This is a genomic window from Zoogloea sp. GW822-FHT05C07, from assembly GCF_058800215.1.
In genome coordinates, this window is record NZ_CM179510.1 from 5,102,088 (window position 1) to 5,128,316 (window position 26,229).

The 26,229-nt window shown below is 67.4% G+C and carries 21 protein-coding genes; 9 read left to right on the top strand and 12 right to left on the bottom strand.

Annotated features, from left to right (window positions below):
- Nucleotides 1–23 precede the first annotated feature (23 nt).
- On the bottom strand, nucleotides 24–425 hold the full coding sequence (locus tag AC3QL2_RS23450; RefSeq protein ID WP_493235686.1) for a type II toxin-antitoxin system RelE/ParE family toxin: 402 nt from the start codon (nucleotides 423–425) through the stop codon (nucleotides 24–26).
- Nucleotides 426–427: 2 nt separating this feature from the next.
- Nucleotides 428–724, bottom strand: coding sequence for a type II toxin-antitoxin system Phd/YefM family antitoxin (locus AC3QL2_RS23455; protein ID WP_493235688.1), 297 nt, complete (start codon nucleotides 722–724; stop codon nucleotides 428–430).
- A gap of 171 nt (nucleotides 725–895) precedes the next feature.
- Here AC3QL2_RS23455 and AC3QL2_RS23460 point away from each other — a divergent pair, with 171 nt between their 5' ends.
- Nucleotides 896–1,270, top strand: a complete 375-nt coding sequence (locus AC3QL2_RS23460; RefSeq protein WP_493235689.1) for a hemerythrin domain-containing protein — start codon at nucleotides 896–898, stop codon at nucleotides 1,268–1,270.
- An 80-nt stretch (nucleotides 1,271–1,350) separates the two neighbouring features.
- On the opposite strand, the gene AC3QL2_RS23465 is transcribed toward AC3QL2_RS23460, so the two are convergent.
- From AC3QL2_RS23465 to AC3QL2_RS23480, 4 genes are all read right to left on the bottom strand, one after another.
- Nucleotides 1,351–3,051 (bottom strand): DUF1302 domain-containing protein, encoded by a 1,701-nt coding sequence (locus AC3QL2_RS23465; RefSeq protein WP_493235691.1) that lies wholly within the window; start codon nucleotides 3,049–3,051, stop codon nucleotides 1,351–1,353.
- A gap of 24 nt (nucleotides 3,052–3,075) precedes the next feature.
- Nucleotides 3,076–4,461, bottom strand: a complete 1,386-nt coding sequence (locus AC3QL2_RS23470) for a DUF1329 domain-containing protein (protein ID WP_493235693.1) — start codon at nucleotides 4,459–4,461, stop codon at nucleotides 3,076–3,078.
- 181 nt (nucleotides 4,462–4,642) lie between these two features.
- Entirely contained in the window at nucleotides 4,643–6,325 is a 1,683-nt protein-coding gene (locus AC3QL2_RS23475) for a class I adenylate-forming enzyme family protein (protein WP_493235695.1), read from the bottom strand.
- Between the two features lie 83 nt (nucleotides 6,326–6,408).
- Nucleotides 6,409–7,482: an MBL fold metallo-hydrolase gene (locus tag AC3QL2_RS23480; protein WP_493235697.1), complete on the bottom strand. Its 1,074-nt coding sequence runs from the start codon at nucleotides 7,480–7,482 to the stop codon at nucleotides 6,409–6,411.
- Nucleotides 7,483–7,636: 154 nt separating this feature from the next.
- On the opposite strand from AC3QL2_RS23480, the gene AC3QL2_RS23485 reads away from it, so the two are divergent.
- The 5 genes from AC3QL2_RS23485 (at nucleotide 7,637) to AC3QL2_RS23505 (ending at nucleotide 14,789) form a co-directional block, all read left to right on the top strand.
- Complete coding sequence (locus AC3QL2_RS23485; protein ID WP_493235698.1) at nucleotides 7,637–8,968, top strand: spinster family MFS transporter; 1,332 nt, start codon at nucleotides 7,637–7,639, stop codon at nucleotides 8,966–8,968.
- A 109-nt stretch (nucleotides 8,969–9,077) separates the two neighbouring features.
- Nucleotides 9,078–10,181, top strand: coding sequence for an aromatic ring-hydroxylating dioxygenase subunit alpha (locus AC3QL2_RS23490; protein ID WP_493235699.1), 1,104 nt, complete (start codon nucleotides 9,078–9,080; stop codon nucleotides 10,179–10,181).
- Between the two features lie 179 nt (nucleotides 10,182–10,360).
- Nucleotides 10,361–11,590: a helix-turn-helix transcriptional regulator gene (locus tag AC3QL2_RS23495; RefSeq protein ID WP_493235700.1), complete on the top strand. Its 1,230-nt coding sequence runs from the start codon at nucleotides 10,361–10,363 to the stop codon at nucleotides 11,588–11,590.
- Nucleotides 11,591–11,736: 146 nt separating this feature from the next.
- Nucleotides 11,737–13,392, top strand: a complete 1,656-nt coding sequence (locus AC3QL2_RS23500) for a DUF1302 domain-containing protein (protein ID WP_493235702.1) — start codon at nucleotides 11,737–11,739, stop codon at nucleotides 13,390–13,392.
- 23 nt (nucleotides 13,393–13,415) lie between these two features.
- Nucleotides 13,416–14,789, top strand: a complete 1,374-nt coding sequence (locus AC3QL2_RS23505; protein WP_493235703.1) for a DUF1329 domain-containing protein — start codon at nucleotides 13,416–13,418, stop codon at nucleotides 14,787–14,789.
- Nucleotides 14,790–14,959: 170 nt separating this feature from the next.
- Here the strand turns inward: AC3QL2_RS23505 and AC3QL2_RS23510 are convergent, their stop codons facing one another.
- Nucleotides 14,960–15,853: a LysR family transcriptional regulator gene (locus AC3QL2_RS23510; protein ID WP_493235704.1), complete on the bottom strand. Its 894-nt coding sequence runs from the start codon at nucleotides 15,851–15,853 to the stop codon at nucleotides 14,960–14,962.
- Nucleotides 15,854–15,964: 111 nt separating this feature from the next.
- Between AC3QL2_RS23510 and AC3QL2_RS23515 the strand changes: the two genes are divergently transcribed.
- Together AC3QL2_RS23515 and AC3QL2_RS23520 are read left to right on the top strand one after the other, a co-directional pair.
- The gene (locus AC3QL2_RS23515) at nucleotides 15,965–17,155 is read left to right on the top strand and encodes a serine hydrolase domain-containing protein (protein WP_493235705.1); all 1,191 of its coding nucleotides are present in this window, start codon (nucleotides 15,965–15,967) and stop codon (nucleotides 17,153–17,155) included.
- Nucleotides 17,152–18,339, top strand: a complete 1,188-nt coding sequence (locus AC3QL2_RS23520; protein ID WP_493235706.1) for an MFS transporter — start codon at nucleotides 17,152–17,154, stop codon at nucleotides 18,337–18,339. Before AC3QL2_RS23515 ends, AC3QL2_RS23520 begins: the two co-directional genes overlap by 4 nt.
- A gap of 377 nt (nucleotides 18,340–18,716) precedes the next feature.
- Here AC3QL2_RS23520 and AC3QL2_RS23525 read toward each other — a convergent pair whose 3' ends face one another.
- From AC3QL2_RS23525 to AC3QL2_RS23535, 3 genes are read right to left on the bottom strand one after another with little or no spacing between them, the layout of a single operon-like run.
- Complete coding sequence (locus tag AC3QL2_RS23525; protein ID WP_493235707.1) at nucleotides 18,717–19,952, bottom strand: acyl-CoA dehydrogenase family protein; 1,236 nt, start codon at nucleotides 19,950–19,952, stop codon at nucleotides 18,717–18,719.
- A 4-nt stretch (nucleotides 19,953–19,956) separates the two neighbouring features.
- Nucleotides 19,957–21,045: an acyl-CoA dehydrogenase family protein gene (locus AC3QL2_RS23530; RefSeq protein WP_493235708.1), complete on the bottom strand. Its 1,089-nt coding sequence runs from the start codon at nucleotides 21,043–21,045 to the stop codon at nucleotides 19,957–19,959.
- An 18-nt stretch (nucleotides 21,046–21,063) separates the two neighbouring features.
- The gene (locus AC3QL2_RS23535) at nucleotides 21,064–21,234 is read right to left on the bottom strand and encodes an SDR family oxidoreductase (RefSeq protein WP_493235709.1); all 171 of its coding nucleotides are present in this window, start codon (nucleotides 21,232–21,234) and stop codon (nucleotides 21,064–21,066) included.
- 193 nt (nucleotides 21,235–21,427) lie between these two features.
- Here AC3QL2_RS23535 and AC3QL2_RS23540 point away from each other — a divergent pair, with 193 nt between their 5' ends.
- The gene (locus AC3QL2_RS23540; RefSeq protein ID WP_493235710.1) at nucleotides 21,428–24,511 is read left to right on the top strand and encodes a response regulator; all 3,084 of its coding nucleotides are present in this window, start codon (nucleotides 21,428–21,430) and stop codon (nucleotides 24,509–24,511) included.
- Between the two features lie 7 nt (nucleotides 24,512–24,518).
- On the opposite strand, the gene AC3QL2_RS23545 is transcribed toward AC3QL2_RS23540, so the two are convergent.
- Together AC3QL2_RS23545 and AC3QL2_RS23550 are read right to left on the bottom strand one after the other, a co-directional pair.
- The gene (locus AC3QL2_RS23545; protein WP_493235711.1) at nucleotides 24,519–25,721 is read right to left on the bottom strand and encodes an acetyl-CoA C-acyltransferase; all 1,203 of its coding nucleotides are present in this window, start codon (nucleotides 25,719–25,721) and stop codon (nucleotides 24,519–24,521) included.
- Between the two features lie 12 nt (nucleotides 25,722–25,733).
- Nucleotides 25,734–26,225, bottom strand: coding sequence for a MaoC family dehydratase (locus AC3QL2_RS23550; RefSeq protein ID WP_493235713.1), 492 nt, complete (start codon nucleotides 26,223–26,225; stop codon nucleotides 25,734–25,736).
- Nucleotides 26,226–26,229: the final 4 nt, after the last annotated feature.

Genomic DNA, 26,229 nt, shown 5'->3' on the forward strand with positions numbered 1-26,229 from the left:
TGGGCGAGCTGGCCACACTGGAACTAAGCAGCTGACCAGAGGTGCTGGAAATCGAAGGACAGCTGCTTGTGGTGCCGGATTGATAGCAAATGAATCGCCGTTCCAGCAATGACGTACAGCACCAGGTAATGCTGCAGGATGTATTCGCGGATCTCCGCGCCTTCGCCGAGCTGGGCGAGCTTTTCCCCGAGCCTGTCGACGCCGTTGCGGGCCTCGACTGAGCGGATGGGGTGACGCAGGAACGAGCGCCCCATGGCCGGGAAACGTTCGAGATTGGGAATGACGATGTCGGTCAGTTCATCGAGCAGCGCATCGAAAGCCTGAGGCACCCCTGCTTCGACGAGGAAACGATCGATCTCTTCGACCTTGCGCTCGAAATTGGCCGTGAGCTGGACAGTGAACTTCGGAGTCTCCCGACGCTCCACGATCAGGCCGTGCCTTTGCGACGCTGCCTGATGGTTTGCAGCGCCGCACGTGCATCGGTGCTGCGCCCCGCCGCAATATCGTCCAGCCCCGTGCTGGCTTCATCGATGAGCAGCAGATGGATACGCTCGCGCTCCAGCTGGTGATAGTAGTCAAGCCGATCCGAGTCGATCAGTGCCACGTAGCTCTCGCCATTCTTGGTGATGATCTTCTCGGCGCCCGCCTTGACCTGATCGGCCAGCTCGGAGAGGTTGGCGCGGGCTTGCGAGAAAGGGATGACGTCACGGGCGGAAATGGGCATGGGCTGGCCTCGCCATTGTTAGTGCAGAATTCTGCACATGATACAGACCGATATTGAAGCGCAGTAGCAGCGCGCCGTGCTTTTCAGGTAGAACGGTCGGCAAGCTGCGCGGCCGCGTCGTCATCATCCGGCGCCGGGGCCCGTCATTCACCCTAACGCTGGAGCCGAACCATGTTGCGCGATCCCCGCCTCATCGTGCTGTCCCGTGAACACCATATCGCGTTGCGCCTAGCCAAGCGCCTCGCCACCGCGGCCGCCGCGGACAGCCTGCCTGCCGTCACGAGCTTCCTGCGCCAGGAAAAGCCTACGCTGCTGCGCCATTTCGGCGATGAAGAGCGGGATCTGCTTCCGCAGTTGGTCGATTTCGGCGAAGCCGCGCTGGCCGAACGGCTCGTGAAGGAGCACCGGGACATGGAAGACCTGATGACGCGCGACCAGGATCCGGCGGCACTGACGAGCCTGGGGCGCATGCTCGCAGACCATGTCCGCTTCGAGGAAAGGGAGCTCTTCGAAGTCCTGCAGAAGCACTGGGCCACCCGCGCCTGACGCCGCGCTCCGCAATGCACGAAGCCCGCCCGGCTTGCGTCGGGCGGGCTTCACGCCTTACTCGAACTGCGACAGCAGGATCAGAAGGAGTACTTCATGACCAGGGACAGCTGGTCCCGATCGGTGAGCAGGTTGATCTTCTTCTGGTCCACCGTCTCCGCCTTGCCGAAGTAGCCCAGGTAGGTCAGGCCGATCTGGAAGTTGCGGTTGTAGGTGAAGTTGGCGCCGATGCTGCCACGGGTATCCCCTTCCCCGCCCACACCACCGGTCAGCGTGCGGCCCTGCAGCTGGCGCGACAGGCTGATCGGCACCGACAGGTCCCAGCCCTCGAAGATGCCGGGGTAGCTCAGGGCCAGCGTGCCGGACACCGCCAGGCCGTGGTTGGTGTTGAAGAAGGGCTTGTCGGAGGTCGGGAAGAAGGCCGCCATCGCCCCCAGGCCATCCACGCCGGGCGCCTTGATCTTCTCGATGTTGGACACCCCCACGTAGGCGATTTCAGTCGTCAGCGTGGTCGTGTCGGCGAGGATGGTGCGCTCGAAGTTGAAGATCGCGTTCAGGTTGGCCTGCACGATGTCGGCCCGGGTCGGCGTCGGCATCACCGCTCCGGACGACGGATTGACCACCGTGCTGACCAGCGTCGGCGCCCCATGCTTGTAGGACAGCTCACCGGCGATGGAGGCGATACCGACGATGGTGCTGAAGGTCGCGCCGACCAGGCTGATGTTGTCGAAGTAGCGGATCCGGTAGGAGCCGTTGCCGATCTGCGTGATGCCGCCAAAAGCGCTCTGCAGCGCGGTCGGGATGCCGACCCCCGGCGTGAAAGCGTTGATCACCGGAACCGGCGTACGGTCGTGGTAGTTCAGGTAGTACAGCCCCACTTCCGTTTCGTCGCTGACCCGGTAGCGCGTACCGATGCCCCATTGCGGCGTATTGCCCGGATTGATGTTGTCGCCGCGCTTGCCGAAGCTGCAGCCGGAATAGCCGGCGAACAGGCTGCCGACGCTTGGGATCCGCGTGTACGGCCCCAGGCAGCTGGCGCCCGGCCCAACCGAGTCGCTGGTGTTGAGGAACGAGCCCGGTGCCGGCGCCAGGGTCGGGTGGAAGCCGAACTGCAGCTGGCCGAGCAGCGACCAGCGCGGTGTCACCTCGATCTGGCCGGAAATCTGGTCTTCCGGCAGCAGCTGGTCCTTGGTCTCGGTGCCGACGATGCCGGTCTTGGTGCCATCCGCCGGCCCCTGGGCCAGGGAGATGCTCGGGAAGAACAGCGCCTCGCCCCACGACACCACGTGGCGGCCCAGGCGCACGGTGGCGCGGCTCGAACCTGGCAGGTCGAAGCTGGTGTAGCCGTAGGCGTCCAGCATGCGGGTGTAGCCGCCGTGGTAGAACACCGTCGGCCGGGCAAACTCGTCCACCGGGCCGGGCTGGTTGATCGGCCCGGCGTTGTCGTTGCTGTGGTGATAGACGTCGTCGTAGAAGGTGCTCGCCGACATCACGAAGCCCGAGTCACCCTTCGACACCGTGGCATCGAACAGCAGGCTCAGGCGGTTGGCGGTCAGGCTCCCCTTGTTGAAGTTGTTCTCGCCGTCGTTGCCGCCCGCATTGGCGGCGAGGCGCTTGTCCTGTTCCTGCAGGCGGGTGGACAGGGTGTAGGTGCTATTCACCCGCCAGTCGAGCTTGTAACCGTTGTCGAAGACGATGCTTTCGCCCGCCAGGGCCGGTGCGGCCAGGCCGACGCCGATCAGGGCCAGCGCTACCGGGCGCAGGGTGTTGTGTTTTCTCATCTGTGTGTCTCCCCAGCGCAAGAATCAGTTGCCGGCCGAACGCAGCGCGGCCGGCGTGAATTGCTCGGGGCTCAGGTCGCCCTTGTTGAGGATCGGGCCGATGTCGCGCTCCTGGAACAGGTTGTAGGCCATGTAGCTGCCCGAGTTGAGGTCGTGGTAGAAGCTCGAGCCGGCGTGCCAGGCGTTGAGATCGAAGGCGTAGTAGTAGTTGATGTAGGCGTGCTGCCACAGCTGCCCGCGGGTGTCGTAGTAATCGCCCATCACCGCATGCCAGTTGTCCTCGTCGATGAACATCACGCGCTTGCCAAAGACGTGGCGATAGCCTTCCTTCAGATCGCCCTCCAGCACCCACACGCGGCGCAGTTCATAGCGCATGTAGTCCGGGTTCTCGTGGCCGGGCTTGAGGAGGTCCGTGTACTTCACGTTCTTGCCGTGGATCTTGTAGGCGTTGGCCGGGATGTACATCTCGCGCTTGCCGAGCAGCTTCCACTCGTAGCGGTCCGGCGCGCCGTTCATCAGGCGGTCGGAGTCGATGGTGAGCTTGCCGCCGGTACCGGCCATCGGCGTGTCGTAGCCGTACTGGGGCAGCTGGCGGACGCGGCGGGTGCCCGGGTCGTAGTTCCAGGCCAGGCGCTTGGCGCGGGCGAAATTGACCGGCTCGGTGGAGGTGGTCATCGTGCCCTTGTCGCGCTCGGGCAGCAGCGTGCCGGTGATGGTGTAGGCCATGGTGCCTTCCATCGGCTTGCCGAGGTTGTCGGGCTGGGTCACCACGTTGTAGTTGCGGTTGATCTGGCGACCCCAGGTGATGTTGCCCTTGGAGTTCACATCGGCGATGTCCCGGCCCAGGTTGTTCTCGGTGTAGGCCCGGTACGGGAAGTTATGGTTGGCCAGCACTTCCATTGCCGACTTCGGGATCGGGAAAGGCACCGGCCCCATCACGCCGGTGAAGCCGAGGCCGTTGTCGATCAGCTCCGCCTCGCGGGCGTTCTTCTTGGCCAGTTCGCAGATCTTGTCCGGGTAGCGGAAATCCCGGTGGCCGGGGTAGACCGGAATGCGGAAGCTGTCCGGGTAGCGGGTCAGCATCGCCTTCTGGCCATCGCTGAGGCGCGATGCGTACTGGGCCATGTTGGCGGCGGTGATCGTGAACAGCGGCTTCTCGCTGGCGTAGGGGTCCACCGGATGCTGGCCCACGTGCGGGGTGTACTTCACGCCCGGCGGCGTACCCAGCCATTTGCCGGAAAAGGCCGGAATGCTGCCGTCCTTGCTGGCGCCGGCTTCGGCCCCCATGCAGGTGAGCTCCTTGCCGAGCTTGGCGGCCTCTGTTTCGGGAACCTTGGCGCTGACGTTCGCCGCGGCGATGGACAGGGCCAGGGTGCTCATCACGGGCAGCCATGACGGGGTTCTTTTCATTTTGTGTCTCCTCCGGAGGCCTGGCGGCCTCCTGGTCTGAATGGTCAGAGGTGTGGATGTCCAGCCAGGCAACCGGGGTTGCCGCTATTCATCCGGGACCATTCTTCGGCGAAGGCGACACCGCAACATCGTCCGAGAGGACTAAGCAAACCGGACCTCCCGCCCAGGTCCGGTTTGCTGCTCAGGCGGGCAGGTACTCCCGCTTCAGGTCTGCCTTGAGGAGCTTGCCGGCCGGATTGCGCGGCAGCGCAACGGAGCGCACGAAGATGTGCTCCGGCACCTTGTAGGCGGCCAGATGGGCGGCCACGTGGGCAAGCAGATCGTCCGCCTGCAGCGGGCTGCCCTCGTCCACCACCACCGCGGCGGCAACCGCCTCGCCGGTCTCCTCGTCGGGCATTGCAAAGACTGCCGCCTCGCGTACCGCTGGCAGCTGCAGCAGACAGGATTCGACCTCCGCTGCGGCGATCTTCTCGCCGCAGCGGTTGATCACGTCCTTGATGCGGTCCACGACGAACAGCAGCCCCTCCTCGCTCACATAGCCCACGTCGCCGGTATGGAACCAGCCGTCCTGCAGCGCCGCGGCGGTGGCCTCAGGCGCGTTCCAGTAGCCCTCCATCACCGTCACGCCGCGCAGCCAGATCTCGCCGACCTGCCCTTCCGGCAACGGCGTGCCACCAGGATCGACGATGCGCACGTCGATGATCGGCGAGACCAGCCCGGACGATTTCGGCTGGTAGCGGAACACCGAGCCGGACACCGCCGCGCCGACGCCGTTGCTCTCCGTCAGCCCGAAGCCGATGCCCGACATCTGTCCCTGGGGGCTGCGCAAAACCTCGTCGATGGCCCGCTGCGGCAGGCCGGCGCCGCCGAAGCCGAGGCCGCCGAGGCTGGCCGTGATCGCTGGATCGTTGAAGCCCGGTTCGGCCAGCAGCTGCATGACCATCGACGGCGCACCATTGAACTGGGTCACCTTCTCCCGCGCGATCAGCTCCAGGGCCGCGGCCGGGTCCCAGCGGTGGGTGAACACCAGCCGCCGGCCGTTGCGCAGCGCGTTGAGCAACTGGGCGTGGAGGCCGCTGACGTGGAACAGCGGCACCGCCGTCAGCGTCGTCGGCGCCAGGCCGCGGGCCATGATGGCCTGCACGGCTTCCGGCGAGCTCATCGCCGACACCGCCGCGATGAAGTCGATGTTGAACAAGGCCTGGCACACCGCCCGCTGGGTGGACAACACGCCCTTGGCACGACTGGTTGCGCCGGAGGTGAACAGGATCAGCGCCGCATCGTCCGGCGTCACCGTCACCTCGGGCCGCGGTGGCGCCGGTTGGGCGGCCAGCGCCCGGTAGGCGTGGGCGCCCGCCGCGCCGTCGTCGGTGACGACGACCTCCAGGCCAGCCGGCAGTACCCCGGCAAGCCGTGCGTGGCGTTCCGGGTCGCAGAACAGCGCGCGTGGGCTCACGTCAGCCAGCGCGGCGAGCAGCTCCTCAGCCAGCCCGAAGCTGTTGAGCGGCACCGGCACCGCACCGATCAGCGCCGCCGCGGCGAAGGCCACCGCCCACTCCGGCCGGTTGCGCATGGCGATCGCCACCCGCTCGCCCTCGGCCACGCCCAGCCCGTGCAGGCGTGCGGCGACGGCATCCACGTCGGCAAAGAAACGGGTGAAGCTCCAGTGCTCGTCCCTATAGACGATGAAGGGCTTGTCGCCATGGCCGCGGCTCGCTTCGACGAGCGCCGGCAGGGTCGGGAAGGCGTTGCGATAGCGACGCTGCGTGTAGCCGCCGACTTCGCAGTCGACGAGCTCGAACGGTCCGCCGGGCGCAAGCAGTTGCGCCCGGCACTGTCGGGCCAGGTCCAGGGAATGGGTCATCGTGGTCTCCTCGCCGGCCGCCGTCGGGCGGGCCGGGCGTTGTTTTGGTGTCGTGTTGTTATCGTGGCTCGCGGCCGCCAGTCTCAGGCAGCCACGCTGAAACGGTAAACCCCGTCCTCGTCGAGCACCCGCACCACCTGGCCGTCGTAGCGCAGCCAGGACAGGTGGGCGACGGTTTCGCCGAGGGCCATCATCTCCTCCACCGAGCTCAAACGGCGCGGGAAGAGTTGCCCCATCACCTCGAAGGCGGTCGCCGCGCCGGCATCGGCGAGCGCCGCCAGCACCAGTGCGAACTGGGTGTGGTGATGATCGCGCAGGCCGACGACGCGGGCCGGCAGGCCGGTGAACACCTTCTCGTGGGATGGCAGCACCAGCGTATCCGGCGCCAGCTTCTCGAGCCGGTCGAGGGATTCCAGCCACAGCTGCAGCGGGTTGCCCTCCGGCTCGATGCTCGACACCAGCACGTTCGACGTGATGCGCGGCAGCAACTGGTCGCCGGCGATCAGGATGCGGTCGGCGGCGCAGTACAGGCAGGCATGCTCGGGCGAATGCCCCTCGCCCACCACCACCTGCCAGCTCCGCCCGCCGATGCACAGGGTCTGTCCGGCACGCAGGCGCTGGAAGCTCTCCGGCTGCGGCGGCAGGAAGGGATCCCGACGCAGGCCGCGGATCATCGCATCGATGCGCTCAGCCGGCATGCCGGCGCGGGCATGGAAATGACGCAGCCCATCGGGCTCCGGCTCGGGCAGCGGCACCGCCAGCGCCCGCATCATGTAGAACTCCCCGTGGGTCATCCATAGCGGAATGCGGAAGCGCCGCATCAGCCAGTCGGCCAGCCCGGCGTGGTCGTAGTGGAAGTGCGTGCACAGCAGGCCCTTGAACGGCAGCCCGTCCAGCCGGGTGGCGGCGATCTGCTCCCACAGGGCCTGGCAGGTTTCGGTGTTGAGGCCGGTATCGACGATGTACCAGCCGTCGTCGTCGCGCAGCAGGTAGACGTTGATGTGGTCCAGTTGCATCGGCATGGGCATGCGCGCCCACAGGATGCCCGGCGCCAGTTCCACCACCGCGCCGTCCGGCGTGGGCGGGTCGAAGGGAAAAGCCAGCGGGGCGGCGGCTGCAGCCGCCGGTGTGTCGGAATCTCGGGCGAAGTCAGCCATAGGCCCTCCTTGTTGGGGTACCCGAATCTAGGCGCCATGCCTATTCATGCAAAACGTCCAAAAGGACGATGCCCGCCCTCCTCCACGAGCCCAGCATGCCCCGCCATGGGCCAGCGCGCCCGCCAATCGCCCGCCAATCGCCCGAGGACCCTCCATGAACGCCGCCACTCCGCCCAGTGTCACCTGGCGCACCCACCTGAGCCTGTTGCTGCTGGCCCTGGTCTATGTCTTCTCCTATATCGACCGCACCGTCATCGCGGTGCTGATCGAGCCGATCAAGCGCGAGTTCGGCGCCTCCGACACCGCAATGGGCCTGCTCACCGGCCTCGCCTTTGGCGTGCTCTACGCGGTGATGGGCGTTCCCCTCGGCCGCTACACCGACCGCGGCGCCAACCGGCGCAACCTGGTGGCCGTGTGCTGCGGCCTGTGGAGCTGCGCCACGATGGCCTGCGGGCTGGTCGGCCAGTTCTGGCAGCTGATGCTGGCCCGCATGGGCGTCGCCGTCGGCGAGGCCGGCGGCATGGCCCCGGCGATCTCGATGGTCTCCGACCTCTACCCGAAGGAGCGCCGCTCGCTGGCCATCAGCCTGTTCATGGTCGGGCCCCATGTCGGCCTGATCCTGGCCATGGCCTTCGGCGGCTGGATCGCCCAGCAGTACGGCTGGCGCGCCACCTTCCTGACCTTCGGCGCGCCGGGCCTGCTGCTCGCCAGCCTGCTGTGGTTGCTGGTCCGCGAGCCCCGCCGCGGTGCCTTCGACGGCACCGGCGCAAAGGCTGCGCCCACACCGGACAGCGGCTCGCTGCTGGCCCAGGTGCGCACGCTGCTCGCCATCCCGGCCTTCCGCTACGTGTGCCTGGGCTGTGGGCTGGCTGGTGTGGCCGGCTACGGCTACGGGATCTGGGTACCGACCTTCCTGGTGCGCAGCCACGGCCTGCCGCTGGCCCAGGCCGGCCTGCTGTTCGGCCTCGCCAGTGGTCTGGGCGCCGCAGCCGGGGCGATCTTCAGCGGCTGGTACTGCGACCGCCTGACCCGCCGCCACGTGCGCTGGCAGATCCTGCTGCCCCTCGGCGGCGTCGCCGCCAGCCTGCCGATGGGCATCGCCTTCCTGCTGTGGCCGGCGGAGGGGCAATGGGCCGTCGGCGCCCTGCATGTTCCCCACGCGATGCTGTTCGCCGCCGGCTTCGGCTTCTTCAACAGCTGGTGGCCGCCGCTGTCCTACGCCGCCACCAGCCACATGATGGCGGCGCACCAGCGGGCCATGGGCGCGGCCATCCTCAACCTGTTCCTGACCCTCTTCGGCGCCGGCTTCGGCCCGCTGCTGTCCGGCGCCCTCAGCGATCTGTTCACCGCCAGCCTCGGCGCGGCCGGCCTGCGCTACGCGCTGGTCGCCACCTTGCTGGTGATGCTCGCCACGCTGCTGCTGTTCTGGCGTGCCGTGCGGCCCTACGAGGCGCGCCTCGGCGCCCTCGCCACCGCCGCCAGTTGAAGAAAGCGGGAGAGCATCGGCGCCCATCGTCCGAACAGGGTATGCGGCGCCGGAAGCAAATCCACACAATCGTTGGGGACACCCACACACACCAATACAAGGAGGACACATGGCCACATCCAAGGATTACCGGCTGGGCGAATACACCTTCCCCCGCGGCTGGTTCATGATCGCCGACGCGGAAGAACTGAACACCCACAAGCCGCTGGCGGTACGCTTCTTCGGCATGGACTTCGCGCTCTACCGCGGCCGCGCCAGCGGCAAGGTGGTCCTGCTGGACGCCTACTGCCCGCACATGAAGACCCACCTGGCGGCGCCCAACAACACCTCCTACGTGGTGCTCGACGGCGGCGGCAGCAACGTGGAAGGCGACGGCATCCGCTGCCCGTACCACGCCTGGCGCTTCGACGCCAACGGCAAGTGCGACGACATCCCGTACCACAGCGGCCCCATCCCGGCGTCGGCCTGCGTCAAGTCGTGGACCGTCGTCGAGAGCCTCGGCGCCATCTGGGTGTGGCACGACCCGGAAGGCGGTGAGCCGGAATGGTCCCACCCCAGCCTGCCCCAGTGGGACGACCCGTCCTGGGTGCGCTGGAAGTTCGACCACCTGGGCGTCCTCAACCAGCACCCGCAGGAAGTCATCGACAACATCTGCGACTACGGCCACCTGAGCCCCATCCACGGCTCCACCGTGCAGAAGTACGAGAACGAATTCGTTGGCCACACCGCCACCCAGCGCCAATGCGGCCCGCACCGCACCCTGGTGGGCGCCGACGGCATCAGCCCGATCCTGCACACGCTGACCACCTATCACGGCCCCGGCCTGCTGCTGTCCGAGCTGACCGGCCTCTACGAATCGGTGCTGATGATCACCCACACCCCGGTGGACGACGGCAGCGTCAAGGTCTGGCATTCCCTGCTGGTCAAGTCGCCGGGCGACAACGACACGGTCACCGTTGCCGATACGGTCGCCGCGCGCCAGTTCCAGGAATCCAGCCGCCTCGCCTTCGCCCAGGACTTCGAGGTGTGGACCAACAAGGGCCCGTGCCTGAACGGCCTGTTCATTCCCAGTGACGGCCCCTTCATGAAGGCCCGCATCTGGTACAAGCAGTTCTACAACCCACGCGCGATGAAGCAGGAGTTCCTCGACCAGTGCGAGGGCGTCTATGTGCCCAAGGGCGCGGTGGCGTATAGCGAGCCCGTGACGGCCTGATCCCGCTCACCCCTTTCTGGCCGGCCTGTCGCCCGGTGGGTGGCAGGCCGTTTTTTTATTTCCGACGACAGGGACGGAGCACGGCCCTTTCGAAAGCACCGCGCCTCGTCCGCCCGGACGATGCCTGCCGATCCCGCGGCATGGAACCCTAGGCGCAACGCCACTTCGCGCCCCGGACCGTGACGCCCTTCGCCAGCCCCATCGCCGCTTCCGTCAGTCCTTCTTCCCCTGGCAGCGAGACTCGGCCCCCTTTCCCAACCAACGACGCGGACACGCTGTTCCGCCAGGCGGACATCGCCTTCGCCGACTTCGACGCGCTCCTCGCGCTGCTGCAGGACGGCCCCTTCGAACCTCAGCCATGGCAGGGCTGGCTTGACGCCATGCGCCTGCGCCTCGGCGCCAGCTACGTGTCGCTGCTGCTGCCGCCAGCCCTGTCCGACGGCGGCTGGTCGGCGCTCTTCGCCGGCCGCGCCGAGCCGGACCTGACTGCCCGCTACACCGGCTCGCTGCACGCGCTCGACCCCTTCGTAAACCTGCCCCGCGACCGCATCATGGCCGTCGAGGAGCTCATCGACGAACCGGACTGGCTGGCCAGCGCGGTCTACCAGTCCTACCTGGCGCCTCTCGGCGTGCGTTACCTCATCGGCGCCGACCTGGCGCTGGCGGACGGCCGCGTGTGCCGCTTCCGGGTCAGCCGCGGCGCGGGCGACGGCCGCTTCGGCCCAGCCGAGCGTGCGCTGTGCACGCTGCTGCTGCCCCACCTGCGCCGCGCGGTGCGCATCCATTCCACCGTCGAGGCGCTGGAGACCGAACGCCAGCTCCACTGCGGCACCGTCGAGCGCCTCGCCGTCGGCACCCTGCTCCTCGACGGACGCGGCAAGGTGCTGGCCGCCAACCGCATCGCGCGGGACATCCTCGCCGGCGACGACGGCCTGCAACTGGTCAACGACGAACTGCGCCCCCGGCTGCGACAGGAACGCCAGGCCCTGGCCGAACTCGTCGCCCAGGCGGCCCGTGGCGAAGCCGGCCAACCGGGGCTGGTCGCCGGGATGACCCTCAGCCGACCCTCCGGGCGCAGCCCCTACGGCGTGCTGGTCCGCCCGCTGCGCCCGGCGGACGGCCTTGTCTACGGCGCGCGGCCGGTCGCCGTGCTGCACATCAGCGACCCGGGGCACCAGGTCGGCGCCTCGCCGGCGGTGATCCGCGCGCTGTTCAACCTCACGCCGGCCGAAGCCGGCCTGGCCCTGCTGCTCGCCGACGGCATCACACTGGAAGAGGCCGCCGCCCGCCTCGGCAGCAGCCGCCACACCGTGCGCAGCCAGTTGCGCAGCATCTTCGCCAAGACCGGCGTCACCCGCCAGACCGAGCTGGTACGGCTGATCCTGCGCAGCGTCGCCCCGCTGGGCTGAGGCCTCCACCGAAGCCCCCCATTTTCCATACCCCTATCACCCGTATGGGTGATGCGGCCGCGCCGCGTCCGTCGGCACCATGGGCCGGCCATGTGCTTCACGGCGAACACAACAAGACCGACAGACCCACCATTCGAGGAAGACCCATGCCCCACCTGGACATCCGTCCGCCCCATGTCCGCGCGCTCCGTCCGCGACCGCGCCGGCTCGCCCTGCTGGTCGCCCTGGCCTGCGGCCCCGCCTGGGCCGGCCCCAGCTTCACGCTGGACGACGCCACCACCGTCGATACGTCCCTGACCCTGTCGTACACCAGCTCGATGCGCACCGCCAAACCGGCGAGCGAATACCTGGCCGACCTCAACAACGACGACGGCACGCGCAACTTCAAGCGCTACGGCCTCATCAACAACCGGGCAAACCTGCTCGGAGAGGTCAAGTTCAAGCACGACAACCTGGGCGGCATGCTGCGCGGCAGCGCCTTCTACGACAGCGTCTACCGGGGCAGCAACGACAACGACTCGCCCGCCACCGTCAACAAGACCGGGCCGGCCGACGAGTTCGTCCATGACACCCGCCGCCTCAGCGGCCAGAACTCCCGCCTGCTCGAAGCCTTTGTGTACGGCAACTGGCTGCTCGGCGGCGAGCATCCGCTGTCGGTCAAGCTCGGCCGCCATGCGGTGGTGTGGGGCGAGAGCATGTTCTGGCCCAACATCAGCCAGGGCCAGGTGCCGGTGGATGCCACCAAGTTCAACGTGCCCGGCACCGAAGCCAAGGAAGCCTACCTGCCGGTCGGCCAGCTGTCCGCCAGCCTCGGCCTGACCGACGCCCTCACGGTGACCGGCTATTACCAGTACAAGTGGGAGAAGAGCCGCCTCAACCCGGTCGGCGACTACTTCGGCAGCGACTACTTCGGCCCCGGCGCCCAGTTCTTCCGGCTGGCGGCCGGCACGGTGTCCAGCCTGCCCGACCACAGCTTCACCGCCGCCAATTTCGCCGGTGAGCTGAGCGCCCGCGACTCCGGCCAGTGGGGCCTCGGCACCCGCTACCAGCTCAGCGACACCACCGAGCTGGGCCTGTTCCACTACCGCTACCACGACCGCGTCGGCGCGCTGCTGTTCGACTTCACCGGCAGCACCCGTTATTCGTCGGTGCCGCGCTTCGGCGGCCTGGGGGGCAGTGCGCCCTACTTCCAACTCGCCTACTTCGAGGACATCAAGCTCACCGGCCTCAGCCTGAGCACCAAGATCGGCGACTCCGTGCAGCTCGGCGGCGACCTCAGCTACCGGGACGGCGCCCCGGTCTACCTGGACAACGGTGCCCCGACCCGCGGCCGCTACGTGCAGGGCAACGGCAACTTCGTCTATATGCTTGGCCCCAGCGCCATCGCCCACCAGACCACGCTGATGGGCGAAGTGGCCCACCAGCGCATCGCCGGCGCCGACACGCTGACCATCAGCGGCGGCCTGCCCACCCAGAACGGCGACTTCAACCGCTTCGTCTATGACGGCCAGACCCGCAGCACCACCGTCGGCGGCTTCGGCGCCATCTTCGACTACCCCAACCTGTTCAGCGGCTGGGACCTCAGCACCAAGGTGATCTGGACCCAGAACCTGGCCGGCAGCAGCTTCTCCGGCATGGGCCGCGACGAGCGGCGCCTGACCCTCGGCGCCGACTTCAAGTACCTCGGCAACCTGCAGCTGGGCCTCACCTACGTCGGCTACATCGGCTCGCCGAGCCTGCGCGACGGCCGCCAGCTTGCCGACCGCGACTACCTCTCCTTCAACGCCAAGTACACCTTCTGATGCCCGCTAACCAGGAAGACACCATGAGCAAGAAGATCACCGGCTTCGTCCTCGGCGCCGCCGTGGCCCTGCTGCCGGCCTCCGCCGCGCTGGCCAAGGCGGCCCCCGACGAGATCGCCCGCCTCGGCAAGGACCTCACCTGCGTCGGCGCCGAAAAGGCCGCCAACGCCGACGGCAGCATTCCCGCCTTCAGCGGCAAATGGCTCGGCGTACCGCCGGGTGTGGACTTCAAGGGCACCGGCCACCACCCGGTGGACCCCTACCCCAACGAAAAGCCGCTGTTCGTCATCACCTCCGCCAACCTGGCCCAGTACGCCAACCGCCTGTCGCCGGGCCAGAAGGCGCTGTTCGCCCGCTACCCGTCCACCTTCCGCATGCCGGTGTATCCGTCCCACCGGGATTTCCGCTTCCCCGACGGCGTCTGCAAGACCGCCCTCGACAATGCCACCAACGCCGAGCTGATCGAAGGCGGCGAAGGCGTTGCCGGCACCGGCGGCGGCCCGCTGTTCCCGCTGCCCAAGTCCGGCCTCGAGCTGCTGTGGAACGCCAACGCCCCCTACCGGGCATGGACCGAGGAACTGGTCTCCGACAACGCCTACGTGCTGGCCGACGGCAAGGTGAACTGGGGCCGCGTCAAGTCGCGCAACTTCGCGCCGCCCAGCGAGCCGGGCAAGCGCGGCAAGACCCTCGGCCATTCGTCCTTCTACATGAACGAGACCCTGCTGCCCGAGCGCGACAAGGGCGAGGTGAACACCGGTACCGAGTACTGGAACTTCGCCAAGGAGCCGCGCCAGAGCTGGCGCTACGATCCGGGCACCCGGCGCGTCCGGCAATCGCCCGGCTACGGCTACGACATGGCCTTCCCCGGCACCGGCGGCTCCATCACCGTGGATGAGGTGCGCCTCTTCAACGGCTCACCGGAGCGCTTCAACTGGAAGATCGTCGGCAAGAAGGAGTTGTACATCCCCTACAACGCCTATCGCTTCCACTCCGGCAAGCTGAAATACAGCGACATCATCCGCCCCGGCCACGTGAACCCCGAGCACATGCGCTACGAGCTGCACCGGGTGTGGGTGCTCGAAGCCGAGCTCAAGCCCGGCTTCCGCCACCTGTACGGCAAGCGCGTGATGTACCTGGACGAGGACACCTGGTTCATGGTGATGGCCGACAACTACGACACCCGCGGCGAGCTGTGGCGCACTTCCATGCTCAACTACTTCTACGCCTACGAGATGAACACCTGGCAGGCCGGGGTGGGCCTCTACCATGACCTGAATGCCGGCACCTACCTGGCCTTCAACCTCATCAACGAGCAGCCCGGCGCCTACAAGCTCAACGAGGGCAAGTTCAGCGAGCGCGACTTCGGGCCGGAAGCCGCGCGCCGCGCGGGGCTCTGAGCCATCCCGGGCGACGGCCGCCGAGGTGCTTTCGGCAGCCGTCGCCATCCTCCCGGCCCGTACGGCCATGAGCGGCCGCGCGCCCCGCGATGGAATACTGGTTAGGCGTCGACATGGAGAACGCCGGGACGAGCCGCAGCCTCACCGCCGGCCAGGGGCGGCGGCACGATTCAGGAAGATGGAAACACCCGGGCACACAGGAAATCGACCAGGGCGCGAACCTTGGGCGACGGATGTTTGCTGGCCGGCCAGAGCACATGGAAGACGCCGGTGCGCTCCACGTGCTCCGTCAGAACAGCACGCAAGCGGCCATCCGCCAGCGGTTCCCTGATCGAAAATTCCGGCAGGTACGCGATCCCCAATCCCTGGAGTGCGAAGCACACGCGCGTCTCGATGTTGTTGCAGATCATCGAGGTCGGCAATGGCAGCTCGGGCTCGCCGGGCGCCTGTCGCAGCGCCCATGTTTCCAGCTTGCCGCTGTTGGGAAAGCGGTAGTGCAGGCAGGCGTGCTGCAGCAGGTCGGCAGGCACCTGCGGCGTGCCCCGCCGCGCCAGGTAGTCGGGCGAGGCGACCACCAACGAGCGGAAAGCCCCCAGCCGGCGCGCCGACAGACGCGAGTCCGCCGGGTCGCCGGTCCTGACGACGGCATCGAAACCTTCCTCGATCACATCGACCAGCCGGTCGGTGAAGTCCAGGTCCAGCTCGATGGCCGGGTAGTCGCGCATGAACTCGCCGAGCACCGGCAGCACCAGCGAACTGACCAGCGGCAGGCTGACCCGCAGCCGGCCGCGCGGCGCCGACGTCGCCTGCGACAGCTCCAGTTCTGCCGCCTCGATCTCGGCCAGGATGCGGCGGCTGCGCTCCAGGAACAGCGTGCCTTCGGCCGTCAGCGAGACACTGCGCGTGCTGCGATGGAACAGGCGCACACCGAGCTTTTCTTCCAGCCGCACCACGCTCTTGCTGACGGCGGAGGCCGATACGCCCAGCAAGCGGCCTGCCGCAACGAAGCTGCGGGTCTCGGCGACCTGCACAAACACCATGAAGCCGTTCAGGCTGTCCACCACGCCCCCATTGCGGACAAATTGTTCCGCTTAAAAAGGAACTGTACCCCGCTTTTTCTTCAATCGCCGGTTTTCTATCGTGACGGGCATGTTCATTGACGAAAGGAATTACCCGTGACAACTCTTGCATTGCCGCTGCGCACAAGCGCACCGCCCGCAAATCTGTGCCCCCAGGTTCAGGCGACGGTTCAGCGGGCGCTGGACGAACAGCGTCTGGTCGGTGCCGTGGTCCTGGTGGCCCGCGACGGCGTATTGATCCACCGCCAGGCTGCCGGCTGGGCCGACCGCGAAAGCCATCGGAAAATGACCACGGACGCAATCTTCCGCCTGGCATCGGTCAGCAAGCCCATCGTGTCGACGGCGGCGCTGGTGCTGGTGGCGCAAGGCCGGCTCGATCTGGACGACGTTATCGATCGCTGGTTGCCCGGGTTCCGGCCACGACTGGCCGATGGCCGGCCGGCACGGATCACCGTGCGGCAACTGCTCAGCCACACGGCGGGGCTGGGCTACCGCTTCTTCGAGGCGGAGGCGGACGGTCCTTATGCGCGGGCCGGTGTCTCCGACGGCATGGATGCGTCCGCTATCAGCCTGGCAGAGAACCTGCGCCGCATCGCCAGCGTGCCGCTGCTGTACGAGCCGGGCACGGCCTGGGGCTACTCGCTGGCAACCGACGTGCTGAGCGCCGTGATCGAACAGGTGCACGGCGAGCCCCTGGACGCCGCCGTACGCCAACTCGTGACCGCTCCGCTGGGCATGGCCGATACCGGCTTCGTCGCGCTGGACGCGCAACGCGTGGCGACCGCCTATGTGAATGACGCCCCTCCGCACCCCCTGGCGGAAGGCGAAACCGTTTCACCCTTCGAAGGGGCCATCGGCATCCCCTACAGCCCCGCGCGCATCTTCGACCCCCAGGCCTTTCCTTCTGGCGGTGCGGGCATGGCGGGAACGGCCGGAGACTTCCTGCGCCTGCTGGAAGCCTTGCGCCAGGGTGGCGGCGCGCTACTGCCCGACGAGCTGATCGCCGAGATGGCGCGGGATCAGACGGGCGGCCGGGAACTGCCCAATGCACCGGGCTTCGGCTTCGGGTTGGGATTCTCGGTCCTGCGCGACCCGGCCCTGGCCGCTTCCCCCGAGTCGGAAGGCACCTGGCGGTGGGGCGGCGCTTACGGCCATGCCTGGTTCGTGGATCGGGCGCAGGGACTCAGCGTCGTCGCATTCACCAACACCTTGTACGAAGGCATGTCGGGGCGTTTTGTCACCGATCTGCGCGATGCGGTCTACGGCGCCCCGGAGGCCGGGCGATGAGCCCGGCGGAGCAGGCGCGCATGCCTGTCGGAGCGCTGCTGGCCCTTGCCATGGCGGCTTTCATCACCATCCTGACCGAAGCGCTGCCGGCCTGCCTGCTGCCCCGGATGGCGCAAGGCCTGGCCGTATCCGAAGCATGGGCCGGCCAGACCGTCACCCTCTACGCCATTGGCTCCCTGGTCGCCGCCATTCCGTTGACGGCCGCCACCCAGGGGATGCGGCGCCGGCCATTGCTGCTGGCCGCCATGGCCGGCTTCGCCATCGCCAACACGGTGACGACGCTGTCCGCCAACTTCGCGCTGACCATGCTGGCGCGCTTCCTGGCAGGCGTCTCGGCGGGATTGCTGTGGGCGCTACTGGCGGGCTACGCGGCGCGGATGGTGCCCGAACACCAGCAGGGCCGTGCCATCGCCATTGCCATGGCGGGCACGCCGCTGGCCCTGTCCCTGGGGGTGCCGGCCGGCACCTTCCTCGGCACCGCGATGGGGTGGCGCATGTGCTTCGGCGCCATGAGCCTGCTGGCGCTGGCCCTGATGGTCTGGATCTACCTGAAAGTGCCGGACTTCGCGGGGCAGGCTGCAAACAAACGCCTGTCGTTGCGGCAAGTCTTCACCCTGCCGGGTATTCGCCCGGTGTTGTTCGTGGTGCTGGCCTTCGTCCTCGCGCACAACATCCTCTACACCTACATCGCGCCGTTTCTGGCAATGGCCGGCATGGTGGAGCGCACGGATCGGGTGCTGCTGGTTTTCGGCATCACGTCGCTGCTGGGCATCTGGATCATCGGCATGCTGATCGACCGGCACCTGCGCACACTGACCCTCGCGAGCACCGGCTTGTTCGGACTGTCGGCCTTGGTGCTGGGCATCGCAGGCCACGAGGCGATCGCCGTCTATGCAGCGGTCGGGGCCTGGGGGCTGGCTTTTGGCGGTGCCGCGACCTTGTTCCAGACCGCACTGGCCAAGACCGCACTGGCCAAGACCGCCGGCAATGCTGCGGATGTCGCACAGTCGATGCTGGTCACGGCCTGGAACACGGCCATTGCCGGTGGCGGCATCGTGGGTGGCGTGCTGCTGGACCGCCTCGGCGTCGGGGCTTTCTCCCCTGCCCTGCTGACGCTGCTGCTGGCCACGCTGCTGGTTGCGTGGTCGGCCAGACATCACGCTTTTCCCGTCTCGACGGGCTGAAATCGGATGACGCCGCGCCATCTTCGCCGCCTCCTGGCCAGAGCCGAAGCACTCCACTTCGTCAGCACCGCGCCACAGACGGATACTTGCTTTCCACTTTTCGAGATCCGGGCTCGAAGTTTCGGCTCCGCACCCCGAAGTTTCGGACGCTGAGCTCGAAGTTTCGAGCTTTGAACCCGAAACTTCGAGCCTGGAGTCCGAAACTTCGACCGTCGAGGTCGAAACTTCGGATCGAAAGCTCGAAGTTTCGACGACTGACCCCGAAACTTCGAGCTCGATCACCGAAAAACGGATGATTGCATTCCGTTACTGGAAGGCAACCATCCGATTATCCAGAACCGAGTCCGAAAAACCCGACTCGGGCCCCGGCCGGCGCGTCAAACGGGCAACTGGCTGAACGGCACGCCCTTGTCCGTGCGCGGTTCCGGCGGCAGGCCCAGCACCCGTTCACCGACGCTGTTCTTGACGATCTCGTCGGTGCCGCCGGCAATGCGCATGCCGGCCGCGCCGAACCACAGCTGCTCCACCAGGCGCCAGGCCTCGCCCTGCTCCTCGGCGGCGAGCACGCCGCGTTCGCCCTGCAAGTCGATGGCCAGGTAGCCGAAGTCCTGCAGCGTGCGGGCGCCGACGATCTTGGCGATGGACAGCTCCGGCCCCGGCTCGCGGCCCTTGCCGAGGGCGGTCAGGCCACGGGCCTGCAGCAGCCACAGGCCGTGGGCGTTGAGGTAGAGGTCGGCCAGGCGTTCGCGCATGCGGCCGTCGGCCAGCGCGCTGGCGCCGTTGAGGCTCGCTTCGCGCATCATGCCGGCGGCGGTCTTCCACAGGCCCGGCGGCATCACGCCGCCGATGGACAAGCGCTCGTTCATCAGCGCCGTCACGGTCACCTTCCAGCCGGCGCCCACCGCGCCGACCCGCTGCGCGTCGGGAACGAAGACCTCGTTGAAGAACACCTCGTTGAATTCCGCCTCGCCGCTGGCCTGGCGGATCGGCCGCACCTCGACGCCTTCTGCCTGCATGTTGATGAAGAAGCTGGTCAGGCCGTCGAACTTCGGCACGTTCGGGTCGGTGCGTGCCAGCACCATGCCGAACTGGGCGAACTGGGCGTAGGTGGTCCACACCTTCTGGCCGTTGAGGATCCAGCCGTCGCGCCCGTCGGTGCAGCGCTCGGCGCGGGTTCGCACCATGCCCAGGTCGGAGCCGGCGCCCGGCTCGGACAGCAGCTGGCACCACAGCTCCTTGCCATGCAGCGCCGGACCCACGTAGCGCGCCCGCACCTCGTCGCTGGCATGCACGAAGAGGGACGGGATGACCATGCCGAGGCTCACCGCGAAGGCGTTGGGCGGCACCTCGAACTGCCCTTCTTCCTCCCGGTAGATGACTTCCTGCATCGGCGTGCCGCCACGCCCGCCAAAGGCCGCCGGCCAGGTGATCGCGCCGTAGCCGGCGGCCGCCTTGCGGCCCTGCCATTCCCGCGAGGCGGCCATCAGCTGCTCGGCGTTGAGGCCACGGCCATAGACCTGGTCCGGGCGCGTCTTGCGCGTGGCGTTGGCCTCCAGCCAGGCGCGGCATTCGGCGCGGAAGGCGGCTTCGTCGGGAGAGTCCTTGAAATCCATGCGATTACTCCTTTTCCAGTTCGCGCACCAGGCGTTCGTTCCAGGCGTGGCGGCTGCCCAGCGCCACCGCCAGCTGGCGGGCGCGGCGGTAGTAGAGGTGGCAGTCCATCTCCCACGTGTAGCCCATGCCGCCGTGGGTCTGGATGTTCTCCTGGGCGGCGTAGCCGAAGGCGTCGGTGGCGGCGATGCGCGCACCGGCCGCCGCCAGCGCCAGCTCCGGCGCGTCGCAGGACAGGGCCCAGGCGCCGTAGTAGCAATGGGCGCGGGCCATCTCGTTGCGGGTGTAGATGTCGGCCAGCTTGTGCTTGATACCCTGGTAGGCGCCGATGGCCCGCCCGAAGGCCTTGCGCTCGCGGGCGTAGCTGGCGGCCATCGCCAGCGCGCTGTCGGCGCCGCCGAGCTGCTCGAAGGCGAGCAGGATCGCCGCCCGGTTGCGCAGCGTGTCGAGCAGCGTCTCTGCGTCGTCCACCGCGTCCAGCGCCTCGGCCGGCGTGGCATCGAAGGCCAGCGCCGCAAAACCGCGGCTCGGGTCGATGGTGGCCAGGCGGCTGCGCGCCACGCTGGCGCCCAGCTCCGCGACCAACAGCAGCGGCCGGCCGTCGGGGCCGTCGGCCAGCACCACCGCGAAATGGGCGGCCTCGCCATCCATCACCAGCGGTGCGGTGCCGTGCAGGGCCGTGCCGTCGAAGCGCGGGCGCGCCATCGAACTGCCGTCCAGCGGCGCCGCCAGCGTGGCAATCTGCCCGTCGGCGACGCGCGGCAGCCAGCGCTGCTGCTGGGCCTCGCCGGCGCCGAGCAGCAGGGCCTGCACCGCCAGGTACAGCGTCGAGGCCAGCGGCACCGGCGCCAGCTGGCGCCCGGCCTCTTCCGCCACCACGCACAGCTCCAGCGCCCCTAGCCCGTGCCCGCCGCAGCGCTCCGGCAGCATCAGCGTATTGACCGCCATGCCGCCCAGCCCTGACCAGACCGCCGCGCTGTGGCTGAGGCCCTGGTCCATCACGCGGCGGGCCTCGCCCAGCGGGGACTCATTGACCAGGAACTTGCGCAACTCGTCGCGCAGCAGCTTCTGGTCGTCGGAAAAATCGAAGTTCATCAGCCTGCCCTCGTCCGCTCAGATGGTGAAGGAGCCGCCATTGAGCGGCAGCGTCTGTCCGCACATCCAGGAGGCCTCGTCGGAAACGAGGTAGCTTACCGCCGCGCCCACCTCGTGGGCCTGCCCCGAACCGGTCACCACGGCGACCCGGCCGGTCAGATCGAACAAGCGTTGATTGTTGTTGCCCATCGCATTTCCTCGCCTATTGTGTTGGTGTATGACGATGGTGCGTGAGGCGCGAAAGGGGCGGCATCGTCTATTAGGATTAGACGCGCCGTGGCCAGGAGCCGGACGGCCGCCTCCCCTCAGATAAGGCGGACACATGCAGCTGCCGGCCCGGCCTGCCGCCGGTTGATCGGCGTTCTTTTGTTTCGGCGTATAGTTGGTCGCATACGCGCTGGAGAACCTGCACACAATCATGACCTTGCCGGGGTTGTTACGTGTACTTCCGATCAGCGGCAATTCGAGGGTCGGACGGAGTCTCCTGGCCTTCTGGCTCGGACTGAATGCGGTCGCCGTGCTCGTTACGGCGGGCGTCCTCCATCAAAGTCGCGAGCAGTACGACAAGCGCGCCGAAATCATCAACGAGAACATCGCCAAAGCCCTCGACGAGAGTCTGGCCGTAAGCATCGGCGGCATCCGGCTCAGCCTGAGCACCGTGGTGGACAAGCTGGAAGACGATTTGCGGGTCCACGGAAAACTCGAGCCCCAGGAAATCAATCGCTTTCTCAAACGGCTGGAGGCCCGGCTCGAGTCAGGCGCGAAGATCCGCATCAGCGATGAAGCCGGCAATGTCATCCTGGGCGACCAGGTCAGGCCGAAGGAGGTTTCCTGGGCGGATCGGGATTTCTTCTCCCTCTTCCGCAAGACGCCGGACGCGGGTGTCCTCATCGGCAATCCGGTCATCGGGCGGGTTGCCGGGATGCCGGTGATCCCTGTGGTATTGCGCTACAACCATCCGGGCGGCCGCTTTGCCGGCGTGGTGGCGATTGCCATTCCGGTCCAGTATTTCTACGAGCAGTTGAGCAAGATCGACTACGGTGCCCACGGGCTTGCCGTGCTGCGCGATGCGCGCCTCGACCTGATCACCCGCTATCCCGTGCTCGACGCCCCCATCGGACGGCTCGGTGCGCCCATCTACAACAAGACCCTGATGGCGGCGATTGCCTCCGGAAAAAGCCCCGTCACCTACCACACGGACAAGACGGCCGACAGCGTCGAACGCCTGATCACCTACCGTCGCATGTCGTCCGGCCCCTTCCATCTGATCGTCGGCATGGCCCACGACGATTACCTGCAAGGCTGGCATCAGCAGGTATGGCAGATGCTCGCTGCGCTGATCGCCTTTGCCTGCGTTACAACCTTCTTCACGCTGTTTTCCCAGCGCATGCTCACCGAGTCCCAGCGCGAAGGGCTGCGTGCCAAGGTGCTGCTGAGGAACGCCAGCGACGGCGTGCATATCCTGAACCGCCATGGCTGCGTGCTCGAGGCCAGCGACTCTTTCTGCAGGCTACTCGGGTACACCCCCGAGGAAATGCCCGGCATGAGCATCGCGCGATGGGATGTCCATGCCGAAGACGGTGCGCAAAGGCGGATCGACGCGCTCTTCCTTCACCAGGCGCCCATGGCCTTCGAGATGGAGTACCGGCGCAAGGATGGTGTCTGTGTCGATGTGGAAGTGAGCACCCAGCCGCTGCTGATCGACGGGGTCGAACTGCTCTACGCTTCTTCGCGTGACATTACCGAACGCAAGCAGGCGGAGCGGGAGCAGCGGCGCCTCAATCGCTCCCTGCGCCTGCTGAGCGACTGCAATCTGCTGCTGGCCCACACGGCCGACGAACCGACCCTGCTCGACGCGATCTGCCAGCTGATGGTCGCCACCGGCGGCTACATGATGGCCTGGGTCGGATTCGCGGAACAGGACGAAGGCAAGTCGGTCCGGCCCGTCGCCGTGTCCGGCCATGAAAATGGCTACCTGGACGGTCTCTACATTTCCTGGGATGACGCAAGCCCGTTTCAGGGCCCCACCGGCCTAGCCATCCGGACGGGGCTGACGCAGGTCGTGCAGAATGCCGAGGTCAATCCGGCCCTGGCGCCCTGGCGTGAGGCCGTGCTGAAACGCGGCTACCAGTCCGTGATTGCGCTCCCCCTGGTCTGCCAGCAGAAGATCATTGGTGCGCTGGCACTCTATTCCGCCGCCCCCAACGCTTTTGCCGCACAGGAAGTGGCGCTGCTCGAAGAAGTCGCCCGGAACCTGGCATTCGGCATCCATAGTCTCCGCACCCAGAGGGAAAGGGATTCGGCCAACGCCGCGACCCATGCCAAGAGTGCCTTCCTGGCCAACATGAGTCACGAAATCCGGACCCCGCTCAACGCCATCCTGGGAATGGGGCATCTGCTGATGCGGGAAGGTGTCACCGAAAAACAGGGCAACCGCCTGAAGACGATCAACGCGGCGGCGGATCACCTGCTGAGTGTCATCAACGACATTCTCGACCTGTCCAAGATCGAGGCCGGCAAGCTGACGCTGGAAAGAACCGACGTCATGATCGAGGCCCTGCTGGGCAATATCGCGTCCATCATCGCGCCACGGGTGCAGGCCAAGGGGCTGAGGTTCCGGCTGGACACCGAGAACCTCCCCAAATACCTGCTCGGAGACCCAACCCGGCTGACCCAGGCGCTGCTCAATTACGCCAACAACGCCCTCAAATTCACGACGGCCGGCAGCATCACGATACGTACCAGCCTGGTCGAAGAGGATGCGGAATCGGTGCTCCTGCGCTTCGACGTTCAGGACACAGGGGTGGGCATTGCACCGGAGGCCTGTGCGCGCCTTTTCGTCGCCTTCGAACAGGCCGACAGTTCGACCACCCGTCAATATGGAGGCACCGGTCTGGGCCTGGCCATCACCAGACACCTGGCGGAGTTGATGGGGGGCGAGGTCGGCGTGACGAGCAGCCCCGGGGACGGCAGCACCTTCTGGTTCACCGCCCGGCTGGAGAAGAGCACCCAGCCGGATACCGCCCAGCCTAGGCTGGCCCCCGGCGAGGTCGAGGCCCGGCTGGCCGAAACTTGCAAAGGCAAGACCGTGCTACTGGTGGAGGACGAGCCGATCAACCGGCTGGTGGTCGTCGACCTCCTCGCCACGACCGGACTGATAGTGGAGACCGCAGACGACGGACAGCAGGCTGTCGAGAAGGCAGAAATGAAAGCCTACGACCTGGTCCTGATGGATATGCAGATGCCCCGCATGGACGGTATTGCGGCAACCCTCCGCATCCGCCGGATCCCCGGATGGCAGGACGTCCCCATCCTGGCGATGACCGCCAATGCCTTCAGCGAAGACCGGACCAACTGTCTCGACGCCGGCATGAACGACTTCCTGTCGAAGCCGGTGGTGCCGGAGCTGTTCTACGCCAAGCTTCTGCAGTGGCTACAGAAGCCCGACCCGGCCGGATCGGGCTAGCGGGCGCTCAGACCACCTCGAACAACCCCGCGGCGCCCATGCCACCGCCGATGCACATCGACACCACCACGTAGCGCACGCCGCGGCGGCGGCCTTCGGCCAGCGCGTGGCCGACCATGCGGGCGCCCGACATGCCGAAGGGGTGGCCGATGGAGATCGCGCCGCCATTCACGTTGAGGCGCTCGTTGGGGATGCCCAGCGTGTCGCGGCAGTGGATGACCTGGCAGGCGAAGGCCTCGTTGATCTCCCACAGGCCCACGTCGCCGACGCTGAGGCCGAAACGCTCCAGCAGCTTCGGGATGGCGAAGACCGGGCCGATGCCCATCTCGTCCGGCGCGCAGCCGGCCACCGCGATGCCGCGGTAGATGCCCAGCGGCGCCAGCCCGCGGCGTTCGGCTTCGGCGCGGCTCATCAGCAACGCGGCGGCGGCCCCATCGGAGAACTGCGAGGCATTGCCGGCGGTGACGAACTCGCCCTGCTGCACCCACTTGCCGTCCTTCCACACCGGCTTCAGCGCGGTCAGGTCGTCCAGCGTGGTGGACGGCCGGTTGCATTCGTCCTTGCGGGCCACCACGTCCTCGTGGCCGAGCGGCTTGCCTTCCTTGTCGAGCAGCAGGCGGCGCGCCGCCAGCGGCACGATCTCGTCGTCGAAGAGGCCGGCTTCCTGCGCGGCGGCGGTGCGTTGCTGGCTTTGCAGCGCATAGGCGTCCTGCGCCGCACGGCTGATGCCGTAACGCCGGGAGACGATCTCGGCGGTCTCGATCATCGGGATGTAGGCGCTGGGCATCGCCGCGATGGCGGCTTCCGACTGGGCCCGGTAGCTGTTCTTGTGCTTGGTCTGGGTCAGCGACAGGGACTCGACGCCGCCGGCGATGGCGATCTTCATCTCGCCGGCCAGGATGTTCTTGGCGGCGATGCCGATGCTCATCAGGCCGGACGCGCACATGCGGTCCACCGCCATGCCCGCCACGCTCTGCGGCAGGCCGCCGGTGTAGGCGCACAGGCGCCCGATGTTGTAGCCCTGGGTGCCCTGCTGCACGGCGGCACCCATGATCACATCCTCGACGGCGGCCGGCTCGATGCCGGCCCGTTCGACGACGGCACGCACCACGTGGCCGCCGAGCACCGGCGCCTCGGTGTCATTGAAGGCGCCGCGGAAGGATTTGGTCAGCGCGGTACGCGCGGTGGAAACGATGACGGCTTCGGTCATGACGGGCATCTCTCAGGAAATCGCCTCGGCGGCGGAATGGAAGGTGTAGCGGCTGATGGTGTCGATCACGCAGCCGGGGCGCGTTTCGCCCTCGATCTCGATGCTGACGCGGACGGTGGATTGCACCGCCTCGCCGACGGCCTCCACCTTGAGGATCTCGCCGCGCCCACGGATGCGCGCGCCGACGCGGACCGGCGCCGGAAAGCGCACCCGGTCGGCGCCGACGTTGACGCCCATCTTCATGTTGTCGATGTGGATCAGCTGCGGCAGAAAGAAGTTGGCGAGGGACAGGGTCAGGTAGCCGTGGGCGATGCAGCCGCCGAACGGCCCGTCCTTGGCCCGCTCCGGGTCCACGTGGATCCACTGGTGGTCGCCGGTCGCGTCGGCGAACCGGTTCACCCGCTCCTGGGTGATCTCCAGCCAGTCGGTGGTGCCCAAGTCACGGCCGGCGGCGGCCAGCAGCGCGTCGGCGCTGGAGAAAGTCGTGGTAGTGGTGGTGCTCATCGAC

What these genes read in the sequence shown, in the direction of transcription:
- AC3QL2_RS23455 (WP_493235688.1), bottom strand. Translation starts at nt 724, where the DNA reads ATGCCCATTTCCGCCCGTGACGTCATCCCTTTCTCGCAAGCCCGCGCC.
- AC3QL2_RS23460 (WP_493235689.1), top strand. Translation starts at nt 896, where the DNA reads ATGTTGCGCGATCCCCGCCTCATCGTGCTGTCCCGTGAACACCATATC.
- AC3QL2_RS23465 (WP_493235691.1), bottom strand. Translation starts at nt 3,051, where the DNA reads ATGAGAAAACACAACACCCTGCGCCCGGTAGCGCTGGCCCTGATCGGC.
- AC3QL2_RS23470 (WP_493235693.1), bottom strand. Translation starts at nt 4,461, where the DNA reads ATGAAAAGAACCCCGTCATGGCTGCCCGTGATGAGCACCCTGGCCCTG.
- AC3QL2_RS23475 (WP_493235695.1), bottom strand. Translation starts at nt 6,325, where the DNA reads ATGACCCATTCCCTGGACCTGGCCCGACAGTGCCGGGCGCAACTGCTT.
- AC3QL2_RS23480 (WP_493235697.1), bottom strand. Translation starts at nt 7,482, where the DNA reads ATGGCTGACTTCGCCCGAGATTCCGACACACCGGCGGCTGCAGCCGCC.
- AC3QL2_RS23485 (WP_493235698.1), top strand. Translation starts at nt 7,637, where the DNA reads ATGAACGCCGCCACTCCGCCCAGTGTCACCTGGCGCACCCACCTGAGC.
- AC3QL2_RS23490 (WP_493235699.1), top strand. Translation starts at nt 9,078, where the DNA reads ATGGCCACATCCAAGGATTACCGGCTGGGCGAATACACCTTCCCCCGC.
- AC3QL2_RS23500 (WP_493235702.1), top strand. Translation starts at nt 11,737, where the DNA reads ATGCCCCACCTGGACATCCGTCCGCCCCATGTCCGCGCGCTCCGTCCG.
- AC3QL2_RS23505 (WP_493235703.1), top strand. Translation starts at nt 13,416, where the DNA reads ATGAGCAAGAAGATCACCGGCTTCGTCCTCGGCGCCGCCGTGGCCCTG.
- AC3QL2_RS23520 (WP_493235706.1), top strand. Translation starts at nt 17,152, where the DNA reads ATGAGCCCGGCGGAGCAGGCGCGCATGCCTGTCGGAGCGCTGCTGGCC.
- AC3QL2_RS23525 (WP_493235707.1), bottom strand. Translation starts at nt 19,952, where the DNA reads ATGGATTTCAAGGACTCTCCCGACGAAGCCGCCTTCCGCGCCGAATGC.
- AC3QL2_RS23530 (WP_493235708.1), bottom strand. Translation starts at nt 21,045, where the DNA reads ATGAACTTCGATTTTTCCGACGACCAGAAGCTGCTGCGCGACGAGTTG.
- AC3QL2_RS23535 (WP_493235709.1), bottom strand. Translation starts at nt 21,234, where the DNA reads ATGGGCAACAACAATCAACGCTTGTTCGATCTGACCGGCCGGGTCGCC.
- AC3QL2_RS23545 (WP_493235711.1), bottom strand. Translation starts at nt 25,721, where the DNA reads ATGACCGAAGCCGTCATCGTTTCCACCGCGCGTACCGCGCTGACCAAA.
- AC3QL2_RS23550 (WP_493235713.1), bottom strand. Translation starts at nt 26,225, where the DNA reads ATGAGCACCACCACTACCACGACTTTCTCCAGCGCCGACGCGCTGCTG.